The sequence below is a fragment of the Alloalcanivorax xenomutans genome, from assembly GCF_032810065.1.
GTDB lineage: Bacteria > Pseudomonadota > Gammaproteobacteria > Pseudomonadales > Alcanivoracaceae > Alloalcanivorax > Alloalcanivorax xenomutans.
In genome coordinates this window covers 1,942,150-1,959,057 of sequence record NZ_CP136538.1, presented here as the reverse complement: position 1 = coordinate 1,959,057, position 16,908 = coordinate 1,942,150, and the positions used below count along the sequence as shown (strand labels likewise).

The 16,908-nt window shown below is 62.8% G+C and carries 14 protein-coding genes; 4 read left to right on the top strand and 10 right to left on the bottom strand.

The annotated features are described in order from the left end of the window. Positions 1–75 precede the first annotated feature (75 nt). Entirely contained in the window at positions 76–2,580 is a 2,505-nt protein-coding gene (gene plsB / locus RYH70_RS09175) for a glycerol-3-phosphate 1-O-acyltransferase PlsB (protein ID WP_022994522.1), read from the top strand. A gap of 148 nt (positions 2,581–2,728) precedes the next feature. On the opposite strand, the gene RYH70_RS09170 is transcribed toward plsB, so the two are convergent. The 9 genes from RYH70_RS09170 to RYH70_RS09130 form a co-directional block, all read right to left on the bottom strand. Next, entirely contained in the window at positions 2,729–3,466 is a 738-nt protein-coding gene (locus tag RYH70_RS09170; RefSeq protein WP_317010168.1) for a class I SAM-dependent methyltransferase, read from the bottom strand. A gap of 5 nt (positions 3,467–3,471) precedes the next feature. Continuing rightward, positions 3,472–4,287, bottom strand: coding sequence for an undecaprenyl-diphosphate phosphatase (locus tag RYH70_RS09165; RefSeq protein WP_317010103.1), 816 nt, complete (start codon positions 4,285–4,287; stop codon positions 3,472–3,474). A 5-nt stretch (positions 4,288–4,292) separates the two neighbouring features. Continuing rightward, entirely contained in the window at positions 4,293–4,730 is a 438-nt protein-coding gene (locus RYH70_RS09160; RefSeq protein WP_014994255.1) for an acyl-CoA thioesterase, read from the bottom strand. Then, positions 4,730–5,407 (bottom strand): tRNA (adenosine(37)-N6)-threonylcarbamoyltransferase complex dimerization subunit type 1 TsaB, encoded by a 678-nt coding sequence (tsaB, locus tag RYH70_RS09155; protein ID WP_022994519.1) that lies wholly within the window; start codon positions 5,405–5,407, stop codon positions 4,730–4,732. Before tsaB ends, RYH70_RS09160 begins: the two co-directional genes overlap by 1 nt. A 49-nt stretch (positions 5,408–5,456) precedes the next feature. Next, complete coding sequence (locus RYH70_RS09150) at positions 5,457–7,376, bottom strand: ATP-dependent DNA helicase (protein WP_022994518.1); 1,920 nt, start codon at positions 7,374–7,376, stop codon at positions 5,457–5,459. A gap of 250 nt (positions 7,377–7,626) precedes the next feature. Further along, positions 7,627–8,013 (bottom strand): SCP2 sterol-binding domain-containing protein, encoded by a 387-nt coding sequence (locus RYH70_RS09145; protein WP_022994517.1) that lies wholly within the window; start codon positions 8,011–8,013, stop codon positions 7,627–7,629. A gap of 137 nt (positions 8,014–8,150) precedes the next feature. Continuing rightward, a complete protein-coding gene (locus RYH70_RS09140) occupies positions 8,151–8,966 on the bottom strand; it encodes a polyphosphate kinase 2 family protein (RefSeq protein ID WP_022994516.1) in 816 nt (271 codons plus the stop codon). Between the two features lie 207 nt (positions 8,967–9,173). Further along, positions 9,174–10,487 (bottom strand): ammonium transporter, encoded by a 1,314-nt coding sequence (locus RYH70_RS09135; RefSeq protein ID WP_022994515.1) that lies wholly within the window; start codon positions 10,485–10,487, stop codon positions 9,174–9,176. Between the two features lie 308 nt (positions 10,488–10,795). Beyond that, positions 10,796–11,665, bottom strand: a complete 870-nt coding sequence (locus tag RYH70_RS09130) for a tetratricopeptide repeat protein (RefSeq protein WP_022994514.1) — start codon at positions 11,663–11,665, stop codon at positions 10,796–10,798. 259 nt (positions 11,666–11,924) lie between these two features. Here RYH70_RS09130 and RYH70_RS09125 point away from each other — a divergent pair, with 259 nt between their 5' ends. Continuing rightward, positions 11,925–14,384, top strand: a complete 2,460-nt coding sequence (locus RYH70_RS09125) for an acyl-CoA dehydrogenase (RefSeq protein WP_022994513.1) — start codon at positions 11,925–11,927, stop codon at positions 14,382–14,384. A gap of 96 nt (positions 14,385–14,480) precedes the next feature. On the opposite strand, the gene RYH70_RS09120 is transcribed toward RYH70_RS09125, so the two are convergent. Continuing rightward, a complete protein-coding gene (locus tag RYH70_RS09120; protein WP_449355848.1) occupies positions 14,481–14,825 on the bottom strand; it encodes a GFA family protein in 345 nt (114 codons plus the stop codon). Positions 14,826–15,294: 469 nt separating this feature from the next. On the opposite strand from RYH70_RS09120, the gene minC reads away from it, so the two are divergent. Next, on the top strand, positions 15,295–16,023 hold the full coding sequence (minC, locus tag RYH70_RS09115) for a septum site-determining protein MinC (protein WP_055100773.1): 729 nt from the start codon (positions 15,295–15,297) through the stop codon (positions 16,021–16,023). Positions 16,024–16,093: 70 nt separating this feature from the next. Next, positions 16,094–16,906 (top strand): septum site-determining protein MinD, encoded by an 813-nt coding sequence (minD, locus tag RYH70_RS09110; protein ID WP_022994510.1) that lies wholly within the window; start codon positions 16,094–16,096, stop codon positions 16,904–16,906. Positions 16,907–16,908 lie beyond the last annotated feature (2 nt).

Here is a 16,908-nt window from a genome sequence, read left to right as displayed (position 1 = left end):
GAATCACCATGGTGGGCGCCATCGGTCCGGGTCCGGTAGAATCGACCTCTACCCGGATACCCAAGAGCTCGCTTTATGAGTCCATGGCTAGGCCTCGACCGACTGTTGTTTTTGCTGATCCGCGCCTTCATGCGGCTATGCACCCGCGCCACCGCGCTACCGGCGGATCCCGAAGAATTGCAACTGGACCCGAACAAGCCGGTGGTTTATGTGATGCGCGATCGCTCCGTGGCGGATGCGGCGGTGGTGCATCAGGCCACCCGCAAGCAGAAGCTGAGCGCCGCCAATTCTTCCCTGAGCCTGGGCAAACAGCATCTGCGCCGCAGCTACTTCTACTTGTACAAACGCGGTGTGACCGGCACCCGGCAACGGGATGCCCTGGTGCCGCCTCGCCTGCGGAAACTGGTGCGTGCCCTGCACGACAACCCGGACCTGGATGTGCAATTAGTGCCGGTGTCAGTGTTCTGGGGACGCCAGCCGGAAAAGGAAAATTCGCTTTGGCGGATTCTGTTCTCCGACACCTGGGCACCACCGGGTTTTATCAAGAAGTTTCTTATCATTCTTACCCAGGGCCGCGATCTGTACCTGCAGTTCAGCCCGCCGGTGTCCCTGCGCGTGCTTGCCGATCAGTCCGATGACGTGGACCAGGTGGTGCGCAAGACCTCACGTGTTCTGCGGGTACACTTCCGCCGCCAGCAAGAGGCGGCCATTGGCCCCGACCTGTCTCACCGGCGCACCCTGACCAATGACATCATTCAGTCTCCGGCGGTGCGCCAGGCGATCCAGGAAGAAATCACCAGCAGCGAGGACAAGGAAGAAAAAGTCACCGCCCGGGCCCGTGGCTACGCGCTGGAAATCGCCGCCGACTATTCCCACACCGTGATCCGGGCGCTGGAGCTGTTTCTCAACTGGCTCTGGAACCGCCTTTACGACGGCATTCGCCTCTATAATCTGGACAATCTCACCCAGGTGGCGCGGGATCACGAAGTGATCTACGTGCCTTGCCACCGCAGCCACATCGACTATTTGCTGCTGTCCTTCGTGGTCTATCGCAATGGTCTGGTGCCGCCGCATATCGCCGCCGGCATCAACCTGAATCTGCCTGTGGTGGGCACGATTCTGCGGCGCGGCGGCGCTTTCTTCATGCGCCGCAGTTTCCGCGATAATCCACTCTACGCGGCGGTGTTCTATGAGTATTTGCACACCATCACCGCGCGTGGCTTTTCCATTGAGTACTTCATCGAAGGCGGCCGCAGCCGCAGCGGACGCATGCTGCAGCCCCGCACCGGCATGCTGGCGATGACACTGCGCAGCTTCCTGCGCGATGCGCGCAAACCCATCGCCTTCGTACCGGTCTATGTGGGTTATGAAAAGGTCATCGAAGGCGGTTCCTATATCGGCGAACTGCACGGCAAGAAAAAGAAAAAGGAATCCATCTTCGGACTGTTGAAATCCGCGAAAGTGCTGCGCAGCCACTTCGGCCAGGTGCACGTGAATTTCGGTGAACCGATCAAACTGGTGGATTTCCTCGATGACCACCGGGAAGGCTGGCGCGGCGAGACACTGGACGCCCAGGAGTCCCCGGACTGGTTCAAACAGACGGTCAACGCCCTGGGCCAGGAAGTGGCCACACGCATCAATGCCGCGGCCGTGGCCAACCCGGTCAATCTGATCAGCCTGGCGTTGCTGGCAACGCCCAAACACACCATGGATCTGCAACAGCTGCGGCAGCAACTGCAGCTGTATATCACGCTACTGAACGAAGCGCCCTACAGTGACACCGCCTGCCTGGCGGACACCGACGCCGATGCTCTGATCGACTACGGGCTCAAACATGAATTTCTGCTGCGGGTGTCCCATCCTCTCGGCGATCTGGTCACCACCGATCCGGCCACCGCGCTGCAAATGGCCTATGTGCGCAACAACAGTCTGCATTTGTTCGTACTGCCGGGACTGATCTGTTCGTTGTTCTTCAACGCCCGCAGCCTGACGCAGAGCACGCTGCAGCGCATGGTCGCCCTGCTCTATCCGTTCTTCCGCAACGAGTATTTCCTGCACTGGCAGGAAGGTGACGAGCTGACCAATGCGGTCAATCGCATCATCGGCATGCTGGAAGCACAGGGTCTGGTGGAGCGCGACGGCGATTGTCTGCACGGCGCGCCGATTCACACCGTGGCGTCGGACATGCTGGCCCATCTGGGGCAAACCGTGATGCCGTCCCTGGAGCGCTATTATCTGACCATCCGCCTGCTGGTGCAGTATGGCGGCGGCCGGCTCGAAGCGGAGCAATTGGCGGAGCTGGCCAGCCGCACCACGCAACGACTGTCGCTGCTGTACGAATTCAATTCACCGGAGTTTTTCGACAAGGTAGTGCTGCGCACCTTCATCCAGCAATTGCTGGACACCGGGCTGGTGTGGAAGGACGAGGCCGGTATGCTGCAGTTCGGCGACCATCTGCGGGCACTCGATGACGAGGCCCGCCGTATTCTCAGCACGGACGTCAGCCAGGCGATCCAGCGGGTGACGCGGGTTCCGGAGCTGGAACGGGCGCTGGCGGAAGAGCCGCACAGCCAGACGTAGAGATTCGCTTACAGGCAAGCTCCCACAGCGGCTTCGTAGCACAATTGTGGGAGCCAGCCTGCTGGCGAATCCGGCCCTCTGGCATTGGCACATTCACTTGCGGACAAGTTCTCACAGTGGCTCGCAGCATCGTCCGCGGAAAACCGCCTCACTTGCGAACGGAGGGTGAAGTGTAGACATCGAAGCGAACGGTCTTGCCCTCGAGACTGTGCGAAGCCACCACTGCCGCCAATGGCGGCGCCCGGCGCGGGCGCTTGACCACCACCTTGCGCGCGTCCAGGCTCCGCGCCATGGCCAGCAACGCCCGCTCCTCGACCTCATCCGGGTACGGACACAGCTGCTGCAACCAGCGCAGATCCTGCTTCACCGCCGCGCTTTTGTCCCTGGGCGGAAACATGGGGTCGAGAAACACCGCGTGGAACGGCCCTTCCAGAACAGCCGCCAGATCCCGTGCGTCGGCAAGCGGCAACAGGGTGAGATGGGACGCCAGCGGCGTGCCCGTCGCGCGGGCCAGACCGTCCGCCAGCAAGGCGTGCAATATCGGCTGGCGCTCCACCATCAACACCTGAAAGCCGGCCTGGGCCATTAACGCCGAATCACGGCCGAGGCCGGCGGTGAGATCGCAAACTCGCGCCGGCGCGTCGACGACTTTCCCCAGTGCCTTGATCAACCGCTCATGACGCACCCGGTCCGCCGCCAGACGATAGCCCTGGCGGCCACCGAGGAAATCCACGCACAGAGGCGCCGCCTTCCGTGCCGGCGCCCACAAGGACAGGCGGTCGTCGACGCGCCCAAGCACCAGTTCAACGCCTTGCTCCCGGGCACTGGCCACATCCTCCACATGAGGAACCCCTTGCAGGTCCGGGGCGCCGGGGAGACAGGCCACTGGTATCAAGACAGCGTTGTTCCTGAATAAATAACGTAGAACAGCATACCGCCCAGCAGCAGCCGGTAAATCATGAACGGCAGCATGCCGATGCGGTCCAGCAAACGCAGGAAGAACACAATGGTCAGGTAAGCCACCACGCCGCTGACCGCCACGCCGAGGATCAGGTGCAGCCAGTCCACCGGCACCGTGCTTTCCGCCAGATCCTTGGCCTTGAGCAGGCCGGCGCCAAGAATCACCGGTATCGACATCAGAAAAGAAAAGCGGGCCGCGTCTTCACGGCGAAAGCCCAGCGCCAACGCCGCGGTGATGGTAATGCCACTGCGCGAGGTGCCAGGGATCAGGGCCAGCGCCTGCGCCACACCAATCAACAAGGCACTGCCCACGCCCATGGTTTCGGTGCCGCGCCGACGCGCGCCGAGCACGTCCGCCAGCCACAACAGCACACCAAAAAGTACCGTGGTGACGGCGATCACCGTGGCCGAGCGTAACTCGTTTTCAATCAGGTCCTTGGCCAGAAAACCGGCGGCCACCGCCGGAATCGTCGCCAGCCCCACCAGCAAAGTCAGACGCAACTCGCTGTTCATGGTGCTGGTGCGGATCCCCTTCAGGCTGCCACCGGTCATCGCCAGCAGATCCCGGCGGTAATACACCACCACCGCCAGCAGGGTTCCCAGGTGCACCGCCACGTCGAAAGCCAGACCCTGGTCGGGCCAGCCGAACAGGGCCGAGGGCAGAATCAAATGAGCGGAGCTGGATATGGGCAGGAATTCGGTAAGGCCCTGGATCAGGGCCAGGATAACGGCTTGAAAGGCATCCATTCGGCTCAATCTTCCCGGGCGGTAAGTTGGTAACCGGACAAAAATTCCGGCGGCATACGGCGGGGTTTGCCCGAATCCAGAGCCACGCAGACCCAGCGGGTACGGCCACGCAGTAGCGTCAGCCCATCGGATTCACGGATGATTTGATAACGGCGGGTGATACTGATGCGTTCGTCGTTCTCCACGATCCAGGTGCCGACCAGCAGTGACTCCCCTTCGAACGCCGGCGCCAGATAATCCACTTCGGTACGACGCGCCACCATGCCACGGTTGAGCTGCTGGTATTTGTCCCAGCCCAGCCCCAGCGCCTGGGTGTGGTGCCAGGCGATCTGCTCCATGAAACGCAGATACTCGGTGTTGTTGACGTGGCCCATGACATCAATGGCCTGCTTCGGCACCACCACTTGCAGATGGTGCACATTCGGCAAATCCCACTCGATCATTACTTGCTCCCTATCTGAACCACACGATCGCGCAAATAAACCGGCTGCGCCTGCTCGGCCGGCACGGTGCGACCTTCCCGTACCGCCGCCACCGCCAGACGGGCCACGGTGGCCGCGCGAGGCATCGCCTCGGCGTCCACCCCGGCCCAAGTCAGGCGGTCGCGCAGCGCGTCCTGATAAACCGTTCCGGAACCAGCCAGCAGCCAGTCGCCGCCATCCAGCACGGGAATCCGTTCCGGCGCGAACACCCCTTCATCACACAGTGCTTCCACCTTGTCACCGCCACAACGATAGGCGCCGAAATACACTTCCCCCATGCGGGCGTCGAACACCGCGACGACCTGTTGAAAGCGGGGCTGGAGATCATGGGCAGCCAGGGCACAGGATGCCAGGGTGGAGACCCCGACCACCGGCAAGTCCAGTGAAAAGGCCAGCCCCTGCACCACCGAGGTGGCGACGCGTACCCCGGTGAAGGAGCCCGGGCCCTGGCCAAACGCCAGCGCGTCCACCGAGGAGAGTTCGATACCCGCTTCCGCCAGGAGTTCCTCCACCATCGGCAATACCCGTTCGGTTTGCCGGCGCGCCCCGGGCTCGAACTTTTCCAATACGGCACCGTCCTGCCATAGCGCCACGGAGCAGGCGTCAGTGGCGGTTTCGATGGCGACAATACGGGTCATTGGCTGGCTACTCCCGAGAAGGCGGCTGAGCCGATGCGGCGGAACACGGTCAGCGATTCCTGATGTAATCGAAAAAACGTTTCACCACCTCCAGCTTGCGGGTGCGGGTCATGCCCGGCAAGCTGTCGATGAACATGCGCCCGTAGCCCTTGCTGAGCAGGCGCGGATCCGCCACCACCAGCAGGCCGGTGTCCTGTGGATCGCGGATCAGACGGCCGGCGCCCTGACGCAGGGCCAGCACCGCCTGGGGCAGTTGGTAATCACGAAAGGCGTTACCGCCGTTGCGATTGATGTACTCGATGCGGGCCGCCGCCACCGGATCACCCGGCGACGCGAACGGCAGCTTGTCGATTATGACACAGCTCAGCGCATCGCCTCGCACATCAATGCCTTCCCAGAAACTGCTGGTGCCAAGCAACACCGCATTGCCCAGACGCCGGAACTCATCCAGCAGTTCCCGGCGACCGGCCTCGCCCTGCACCAGCAACGGATAGCTCAGGCGCTGGCGCAGAATACCGGCGGCTTCGCGCAACGCCCGATGGCTGGTGAACAGAAAGAACGTCCGCCCCTCGGCCGCTTCAATCACCGGCACCATGGCTTCGGAGAGCGCGGCGGTATACCCCGGCGACGACGGCGCCGGCAAGCCATCCGGTGCGTAGAACACCGCCTGGCGTTTGAAATCGAACGGACTTTCCAGACGCAGCGTCTCGGCCTCATCCAGCCCCAGGCGCTTCTGTAAATGCTCGAAACGGCCAGCCACGGACAGGGTGGCGGAGGTCAGCACCCAGGCACAGGGGTGCTGCTCCCGTTGAGCCCGCAGCTGCGCCGCCACCGACAACGGAGTGCCGTGCAGCACGGCGGTGCGACGAAACGTCTCGAACCAATAGACCCGGTTCGGCGCCTGCGCTTCCAACAGATTCTCCAGAGTACGCAGGTGCTCCCAGGCGCGCCGGGCACAGGCTTCCAATCCCCGGCTGGCCTTGGCGTGGGGCTTGAGGAAGGCTTCCAGCTCCGAGGTGGCCTCGCGCAGCGCCTGCCCCGCTTCCCGCACCGCCTCCAGTTCCGCCACCTCGGACCAGGGCGCGCGGCGTTCCTGCTCACCAAGGCCGAGGCGAAAATCCTGACAGGCCTTGTCCAGCGCGCTGATACGGCGGTTCAGCTCGCCCACATCGATGGCATTGCTGGACGCCTCCGACAAGCTGTCCCGTCCCAGTTCCTGAAGCTGCCGGGTACTCAGTGAATCGCCAAAGAAATTCGCCGCCACCTCGGGCAACTGGTGCGCCTCGTCGAAGATCACCGTGTTGACACTGGGCAGCAGCTCGCTCACCCCTTCCCCGCGTAACGCCGCATTGGCGAAGAACAAGTGATGGTTGACCACCACCAGGTCCGCCTCCTGGGCCTCCCGCCGGGCGTTCATCAAGGGGCATTCGGAATGGCGCGGGCACTCCGCGCCCAGGCAGTTGTCCGCGGTGCTGGTCACCCAGGGCCACACTGGCGCGTCTTCCGGCAACTGCTTCAACTCGGCGATATCGCCGGAACGGGTACGGCCGGCCCAATGAGCGACGATCCGCAACTGCTCGGCGGTTTCCCGGGTCAGAAAACGGGCTTCTTCCTGGTGCAGTTCCAGGCGATAGGGGCACAGATAGTTGGCGCGCCCCTTCAGCAGAGCCACTTTGCGCGGTACCGGCAGCGCCTTGAGCACCACCGGCAGATCCTTGAAGAACAACTGATCCTGGAGACTCTTGGTGCCGGTGGAAACCAACGTGGGGCCGTCGCCGAGCAGCGCCGGCAGCAAATAAGCCAGGGTCTTGCCAGTGCCGGTTTCGGCCTCCACCAGCAAGGTGCCGTGGGAACGGATCGCCGCGTCCACCGCGTCGGCCATGCGCAACTGGGGCTCTCGGGGGCGATAGCCCTCCAGCAGGCGGCCCATATGGTCGGCATCATTAAGCAATTCGCTGGCGCGAGTCACGGCGTATCCTTGAACCGGTCAGGAAAGGTCGCCGGGGCATGCCGGCAACATCGGGTCGGGTGGCAGAGGATAGCGGATATCGCAGGAGACGCCAAAGGGCTACCCGCACTCCGTGCAAGCGCCCATGACATTACCGGAAGCAATTTTTAAGGTTGCTCCGCGAAAGCCCTAGGGGAGACCTCCAGGGCGGCGGACATAAAAAAACGCCCGGGCCACGAAGGCACCGGGCGTTTTGCTGAGAAGATGGTGATCAGGCCGTGATGTCCTGAATCTGCTTCATCAGTTGCTTCTGATCGTCGGTGGGCTGGGCGGACTGCAGCGCCATCAGCTTGCTCATGTCACCTTCGATACGGATCTGGCCGCTCATGAAACCCTGCATGCCGGCGGACTGGTCACCTTCGATGAAAATGCGCTTGGCCAGATCGGCCGGCAGGATCAGGGTGGTGGGCGCTTCATCACGGTGCCCTTCCTCGATCATCCCGCCAACCAGGGACAGCGCTTTCTCGCCGCCGTCGCCGTTGACGGTGATATTGATCACCAGATCGGCCAGAGCCGCCGGAGCGGACACATCGCCGGCCGCATCCCGAATTTCCTTCACTTTCGCGAACCATTCGTCTGACAGGAATTCAACGCTCATTATGTTCTCCTCGCTCAAGGGATAGGGCTTCGAGACGCGCCTTTCCTTTTCAAACGGCCGTTCGAAACTTTCCCGTACCTTATAGAAAGGCTCGGGGGGTGGCAATAGCCGTACGCGGGTCCAAGAAGGCCAAAAGGTCAATCCTCCGGCCCGGCCAGCAAAGTCCGATAGCGGTCGATGCACTCGATGTTCTCACGCGGGTAATCCGGCGCCAGATACGCCAGTGTCTCCGCCAATAAATGCGCCACCCGGGCACGGGCGTCGTCCTTGTCATCATTGGCAATCAGATGCCAGGGAGCATGTCCGGTGTGAGTGGCGATGAGGGTTTCATTGACCCGTTCCAGATACAGGTCGCGGGACAACCAGTTGTCGATGTCCGCCGGCTCGAACTTCCAGCGTTTGCGTGGTTTGTTGAGGCGCTTGAGCAGCCGCTTGCGCTGCTCCTCCGCCGAGGTGTTCAGCCACACCTTGATGATGCGGGTGCCTTCGCGGTGCAGATGATGCTCGAAATCGTTGATGGCCTGGTAGCGGCCAGGCCAGTCCGGCTCTTCCGGGACCTCGACCACCGGCCAGAGCCGCTCGGCCAGGACCGCCTCATAATGGCTGCGATTGAACGCCACCACCTGCCCCCGTGCCGGCAAACGCGGCCATACCCGCCAGAGAAAGTCATGGTTGAGTTCATCTCCCAGCGGCCGGCCGAAGGAATAGGCGCGGAACGCCGCGGGGTCCATGGCCCGCGCCAGAGTACGGATCAGGCTGTCCTTGCCGGCCGCATCCAGTCCCTGCACCACCAGCAACACCCCATAACGCTGGCAGGCATACAGCCGCCGCTGGTGCTCATGCAATCGTTCCCGGCTCTCTTCCAGTGGTGGTGGCGGTTCGCTGGCGAGGGTGGGCAACTTGCGCACGTCCAGGGTGCCGGCGGCGGGCCAGCCGTAGGGGTCGATTTCCATGCCGGGGTCTCCCATTACGATACCCCGAGCATAACGGTCCCGGCATGGCATTGTCGTTACGCCGGACGCCGTTAATGAAAAACCGGGCACACATCCTGGCAGGCATATTTACGGCTCATCGCGGTTTAGAGCTCCTCGTGGACAGCGGAGCCCATTCTCGTTGTTCCGCGATGGTTTACCACCTGCCGTTCCAAAGCGTCCGACGCCTTACAGGTCGTAGCCACGTTCCTCGTGCAACGCCAGATCCAGCCCCTGGGTCTCTTCGTCCGGCGTCACCCGCAGCGGCGAGAACAGCCCCACCAGCTTCAGAACGCCCCAGGTCACCACGGCGGTGTAGACGAAGGTCACCACCACGCCCAATGCCTGCACCCCCACCTGCTGCAACATACCGTAGTCCGGCTTGGCGAAACCGAAGCCGGAGAACACGCCCAGCTCCGTGGATGCGAACACCCCGGCCAGCAGCGTGCCGAGTATGCCGCCAACGCCGTGCACCGGGAACACATCCAGGGAATCGTCGATCCGCCATTTCTGCTTCACCACCAGCACCATGTAGAAACACAGCACGCCGGCGCACAGACCGATCACCAGCGCCGCACCCGGCCCGACGAAGCCGGAAGCCGGCGTGATGGTGCCGAGACCGGCCACCATGCCGGTGGCGATACCCAGCGCCGAGGGCTTGCCGAACTTCAGATACTCCATGGTCACCCAGGCCAGGGAACCGGCGGCGGCGGAAATGTGGGTCACCAGCATGGCCATGGCGGCATTGCCGTCGGCGGCCAGGGCGGAACCGCCATTGAAACCGAACCAGCCCACCCACAGCATGCCGGCGCCGGTCACCGTCATGGTCATGTTGTGCGGCATCATCGCCTGCCCCGGCCAGCCTTTACGCCGCCCCAGTTCCAGGGCCGCCACCAGCGCCGCCACCCCGGCGGTGATGTGCACCACGGTGCCGCCGGCGAAGTCGTACAGTCCCAGTTCAGCCAGCCAGCCGCCGCCCCACACCCAGTGGCACACTGGCACGTACACCAGCAGCACCCACAGACCACTGAACGCCAGCATGGCACCGAAGCGCATACGTTCGGCGAAGGCACCGACGATCAGCGCCGGAGTGATGATGGCAAAGGTCATCTGAAACAACGCGTGCAGGCTCAAAGGCAGCGATCCGGACAAGCTCTCACGGGTCATGCCGGCAAAGAAGGCCAGATCCAGGCCACCAATCCAGGCGTTGGCGGCGCCGCCATCAGTGAACGCCAGGGAATAGCCGGCCACCAGCCAGATCAGCGACACCAGACAGGCGATGGCGAAACACTGCATCAGCACCGACAGCACATTCCGGCCCCGCACCAGGCCGCCATAGAACAGACTCAGCCCCGGCAAGGTCATGAACAACACCAAGGCAGTGGCGGTCAGAATCCAGGCGGTGTCGGCCTGGTTCAGGGTATCGGCGGAAGCCACGCCTGGCAGCAGCAACACCGCCAGCCATCCCAACCATCGCCGCGAAGAAATCAGAGATATGCCCATAGATCGAATTCCTGGTCCTCGAAGGCCGCCCGGGCGGCCGGTTGCACCAGCGGGAAGCAGCCCGCCCCAATTGCACCGGAAAAGGGCATTCAAGAATCGGGCCAGGGAGGCATTGCCCGGAATTCGGGCATATCAGGGCATAAGCACCGTTATTACGCACAATATCGGTGCCAGGGCAGAGCATTTGGCACTGTTTTTGTGCACTTCCGATGTTATCAATCAGTGCGGAAAGATGGACGGGATGGACATCTCCTCCCCTGCCTGCCCGGCACCGGTGCGGCGGGCGGACAGGACAGGCGGGTGCCGCGTCAGTACAGGTAGGTAAACATCTTGCGGCGGTATTCACTGGCCAGCGGATCGCCCTTGGGCAGGCAGTCGAACACCTGCAGCAGAGCTGCCCGGGCAACCCCTTCCTCATAGTCACGATGATCCCGCAACAAGGTCAGCAGCGCCTCCAGCCCTTCACGGAACTGGCCGGCGGCGGCGGCCCGCAGCCCATAGGCATGCAGATCCTCCGGCTTGCCGTCGGCTTGGATGCGTTCCGCCAGCGTCTTCAGGCTCTCGTTGCCGGCCGGCAGCTTGTCCAGCAGGGCAAAGCGGGCACGGAACGGACGCAACTCCTCCACGTCCTCGGCGATTTCCGCCAACACCGACTGCGCCTCGTCCTGACGGCCTTCGCCGAGCAGGAATTCCACCAACAACGCACGGAAAGCGTGTTTGTCCGGCTGTTGCTGCAGCGTCTGCCGCAGGGCCTGCTCCGCCTGATCGCCGTGGCCGGCCTCGATGGCCATGCGGACCTGCTCGAGAAACCCTTCTTCCTGTTCTTTCTCGGCGGCTTCCGGATCCAGCACCGGCGCCAGCCATTGGCGCAGAGCCCCTTCGCTCTGGGCCCCCTCCAACTCCGCCACCAACTGGCCCTGATAGACCAGCTTCAGGGACGGCAGGCTGCGTACGCCGAACTGCGCGGCGATGTTCTGCTGCTCATCGGCATTGACCTTGGCCAGGATCAGCTTGCCCTGATACTCAGCGGCCAGTTTTTCCAGGGTCGGTGCCATTTGCAGGCAGGGCTGGCACCAGGGCGCCCAGAAATCCACCAGTACCGGCGTCTGCCGACTGGCTTCCAGCACCTGCTGAATATTTTGTTCGTTAACGTCAATGATCGAGGCGTTGTCTTGCACCGCAATGCTCCTGTCGGGGGTGTCGGGACCAGGGAGAGCGGCAATTGTACGTAATTCCGCGCGTCAACGACATCCGCACCCACCGCGCGGGATTCATCCGATAGTCACCGCGGCGACGTCAAATACGGTTAAAAGACCCCACGAACACAGGTATAAAGGTAGACTAAAGTCGTCCCCAAGTGTCGTCGCAGGGGAGCGCACACGGACGGGACAACACCGGATGCCACCGGTGCCATTCACGCTGGCAAAGGAGATGACCATGTTGAGTCTGCTGGCCTTGCTGATTCTGGCCGCCACTCTGATCACTGTTTTCTATTTACAACTGTCGCTGACCGTCGGCTCCATCACTTTCGTGGTGGCGTACCTGTTGTGCGGTGTGCTGTTCGCCGGCTGGTTGTTGAATCCTCTGCTGCTGATTCTGGTGGCGGCGGCCCTGGTGGTGCTCAACCACCCGGGACTGCGTCGCAAGCTGATCGTCCAGCCGGTGTTCAACAGCCTCGGCAAGGTAATGCCGCCGATCGGCGATACCGAGCGCGAAGCCATCGAAGCGGGCGCCACCTGGTTCGAGGCCGAGCTGTTCAGCGGCAAGCCGGACTGGGATGATTTTTCCAAGACCCGCTTCACCACCCTCAGCGAGGAGGAGCAGTCCTTCATCGACAACGAGGTGGAACAGCTCTGCGGCATGCTCAATGAATGGCAGATTTACCATGAGCTGCGCGACCTGCCCGAGGAGGTCTGGCAATTCCTCAAGGACAAGGGTTTCTTCGGCCTGATCATCCCCAAGGAGTACGGCGGCAAGGATTTCAGCCCCTACGCCCAGAGCCGGGTGATGAGCAAGATCGCCACCCGTTCACTGACCGCCGCCGTCACCGCCATGGTGCCCAACTCCCTCGGCCCGGGTGAACTGCTGGCCAAATACGGCACCGACGAACAGAAACAACGCTGGCTGCCGGATCTGGCCGCCGGCAAGGAAATCCCCTGCTTCGGTCTGACCGGGCCCGAGGTGGGGTCCGACGCCAGCAACCTGCCCGACCGCGGCGTGATCTGCACCCAGGAGGTGGATGGCGAGGAAGTGCTGGGCATGCGTCTGAGCTTCGCCAAGCGCTGGATCACCCTGGCGCCCATCGCCACCGTGGTGGGGCTCGCCTTCAAACTGTATGACCCGGATCATCTGCTCGGCGACGAGGAAGAGCTGGGCATCACCTGCGCCCTGCTCCCCGCCGACACCCCCGGCGTGGAAATCGGCCGGCGTCATAACCCCGGCGGCTCGCCGTTCATGAACGGGCCGATCAACGGCACCGACGTGTTCGTGCCCCTGGACGCCATCATCGGCGGCCCGGACATGGCCGGCAAAGGCTGGCGCATGCTGATCGAATGCCTGGGCGCCGGGCGCGGCGTCTCCCTGCCGGCCCTGGCCACCGCCAGCGCCGAGATGGGCTACCAGACGGCCGGCGCCTTCGGCCGCATCCGCCGCCAGTTCAACACCGCCGTTGGGCAGTTCGAGGGGGTACAGGAAGCCTCCGCTGAAGTGGCCGGCCTCGCCTACACCCTGGAGGCCTACCGCCATCTGGTTACCCGGGGGCTGGAAGAAGGCACTATTTCGGTGGTCACCGCCATGGCCAAGTACCATTCCACCGAAATGATGCGCCGCCTGATCAACCGCGGCATGGACATCGCCAGCGGCCGCGCGGTGCAGGCCGGGCCACGCAACTTCATGGCACTGCCCTACCAGGCCATCCCCATCGCCATCACGGTGGAAGGCGCCAATATCCTGACCCGCTCGCTGATGATCTTCGGCCAGGGCGCGCTGCGCTGCCATCCTTTCCTCTACGACGAACTCAACGCCCTGCAGGACGAGGACAAGGAACGCGGCCTGGAGACCTTCGAGGCACTGTTCCTCAAGCACGCCGGTCACACCATCGGCAATATGTGCCGGGGCCTGGTCCATGCCCTGACCGGCGGCCGCCTGGCGGACATCCCCGCCAACGCGGACAGCTTCAGCACCCCCTGGTACCGTCTGATCAGCCGCTACAGCGCGGTGCTGGCCAGCACCTCCGACGCCGCTTTCGCATTGCTGGGCGGCGACCTCAAACGTCGCGAACTGCTCAGCGCGCGGCTCGGCGATGCCCACAGCCAATTGCTGATCGCCTGCGCCGTGCTCAAGTTCCATGGCACCCTGCCCCGGGACGAAGCTAACGACGCCCATGCCACCTATGCCCTGCATCACGCCCTGAGCCAGGCCCACGAAGCCTTGGAGGCGTTCTACCGCAACCTGGGCGTGTTCGGCATCGGCTGCCTGTTGAAAGGCTGGTTCTTCCCGCTCGGCCGCCCGGCCGGCGCCCACCGTCCCGGAGACGATCTGATCCGCACCGTTGGCGACCAGATCATGGAGCCCACCAGCGTGCGGGAATCCCTGGCCAGCTTCACCTACCGCTGTGATGACCCGGAAGACGCCATCGGCCGGGTGGAAAACACCTACCGCAAACTGCTGGAGGTGGAACCCGCCTACCTGGCCTTCCTCAAGGCCGACGGCAAAGGCGAGTTGGATGGGGAAACCCTGGAAGAACGCCTGCACGTGGCGGTGGCCAAGGGCGTGATTGCCGGCGACAAGGTGAACGAGCTGCTCGAGTACGACGCCCTGCGCTACGACTGTCTGCTCACCGACGCTTTCGACTTCGAACTCAAAGAGGTGAAAATGCACACCGAACGGCCGGTGTGAATCGCGGGCCGGGCGCCGGGGGACCGGCGTCCGGCAGCATTTCGCTAATCAGACACAAAAACAATAAATCCTGCGTGGCCAGACTGCCGGCAACGACTACCTGGAAGCCCCATTCACCTTCGTGACCTCCAGATTGAATGGATCAATACCCTGTAAACACCCGGCGTTTATACCGTACTTGCCGGGTAAAGAGCGGGGCTTGTGGTGTGTATAGATACCACACGTCCTGCAGAAATAATGCTCGGCCACTTTAGTGTTGAACTGATAGCAACCCAGACTGTTTTCGCCCTTTAAAAGCCGAAAATCAGTTTGCTCGGCATAAACCATTCTCGCCCCTTTTCTTGTGCAGATGGAGCAGTCACACATATAGGCCATGTCGAGGCTGCACCTGACCTCGAATACCACTGACTGGCAATGACAGCTTCCTTGATACGTATTCATGACTCGAAGACAACCCTGGCAGTGGTATTTACGATGTGTGCTGCTGAATTCCAGTCTTGAGCCTATCGTCCTCCCCAAACACGGGCAATCGAAGCCTGGATAGATTCGGAGCGAGAGTCCTCGGAGTTCGTGGAAAGCCGGCGGTCAGCGTTCCAGGACCGTGCTTCTCCCGCGTCCTGGAACGCTGATCGCCGGCTCTCCTCCCCTGGCCAGAGGCACCCGCTCTCGGACCATCGCTGGCGCGACGTCAAAAATCGCTCCCGGCGATTTTTTGATCGGCGGGTCCCAACATTGGCAAATTTAACAATGACCGTGGGTCGCGCGTCTTTCGCCGCTTGTCGGTTTCGTCTACGCTTTGCCGGATATGTCGAGTGCCCCCAATGGCCGGCTCATTCGCCGGTCAACCGGGGCCTTTGCCGCTTCCCGGCGGCCGCCTTCGACCCAATAAGCAGGTAAAAAGACCCAGTCAATGACAGTTTCCATCGAGGAAAAGGCAAGTTTCGAGTTCAAGGGCCGCATGCTGATGGCGACGGTCCTCTATCTCAAGGACCTGGACTCCCGTAGTCTGCATCAGCAAATCTCCCAACGGCTGGAAGACGCCGCCCAGTGGCTGCTGGACGCACCGGTGGTGGTGGATGTGGCCCATCCGGAAGAAGCCTCCCAGGTGGAGCTGCTGACCGCCGTGGACACCCTGCGCGGGCTGGGCGTCAATCTGGTCGCCCTGGCCCGCCACCCGGAACTGGACGACCAGGTGGCCGCCATGCTCGGCCTGGGCAGCATCAATCTGGCCAATGGCCGCGATGTGGCCCGCAGTGAGCCGCCGGCGCGCGCCGGCAACAGCAAGGCCGCCCCGGCCGCCGCCGAGGACACCCTGGTGGTGGAGCAGCCGGTGCGTTCCGGACAACAGGTCTATGCCCGTGGCGATCTGATCGTGCTGGCTCCGGTGAGCACCGGCGCCGAATTGCTGGCCGAAGGCAATATTCATATATACAACACGTTGCGCGGACGGGCTCTGGCCGGCGTGCGGGGCAATGAGGCGGCGCGGATCTTCTGTCAGGATCTGGACGCGGAACTGGTGTCCATCGCCGGCCATTACCGGGTCGCCGAGGATCTGCCTGACGCCTATCGACGCAAACCCGTGCAAATGAGCCTGGACGGCGACGCCATGTGCTTCGCCGATCTGATGGGCAAAAGTTGAGAACCTGTCGTTGCCGGTGTCCGGTAGCGGCTCGCACCTACGTCTGCAAGGACTTCGAGGAGAAGAGATCGTGACAAAAATCGTGGTCGTGACATCCGGCAAGGGAGGAGTGGGCAAGACCACCACCAGCGCCGCCCTGGCAACCGGTCTCGCCATGCGTGGCCATAAAACCACGGTAATCGATTTTGATGTGGGGCTGCGGAATCTGGACCTGATCATGGGTTGCGAGCGCCGCGTGGTTTACGACCTGGTCAACGTGATCAACGGTGACGCCAACCTCAAGCAGGGTCTGATCAAGGACAAGCGGGTGGAAAACCTGTTCATCCTGCCTGCTTCCCAGACCCGCGACAAGGATGCTCTGACCCAGGAAGGCGTGGAGAAGGTCCTCAACGGCCTGCGCGACATGGAGATGGAGTACGTAATCTGCGACAGCCCCGCGGGGATCGAGAAAGGTGCGCTGATGGCCGCCTACTTCGCCGACGAAGCGATCGTGGTGACCAACCCCGAAGTGTCCAGTGTGCGTGACTCCGACCGCATCCTGGGGATTCTTTCCAGCAAGACCCGCAAGGCCGAACAGGGCGAAGGCGACATTCCCGCCCGGCTGCTGCTGACCCGCTACTCTCCGGAACGGGTGGACCGCGGCGAGATGCTGTCGGTGGGCGATGTGCAGGAAATCCTGGCCGTGGACCTGCTCGGCGTGATTCCCGAATCCCAGGCCGTGCTCAATGCCAGTAACTCCGGCGCGCCGGTGATCCTGGATCTGGAATCCGATGCTGGCCTGGCGTACGCCGATGCCGTGGCGCGGTTCATTGGCGAGGAACGCCCCCACCGCTTCCTCACCGCCGCCAAGAAAGGATTGTTTGGACGACTGTTCGGAGGCTAAAT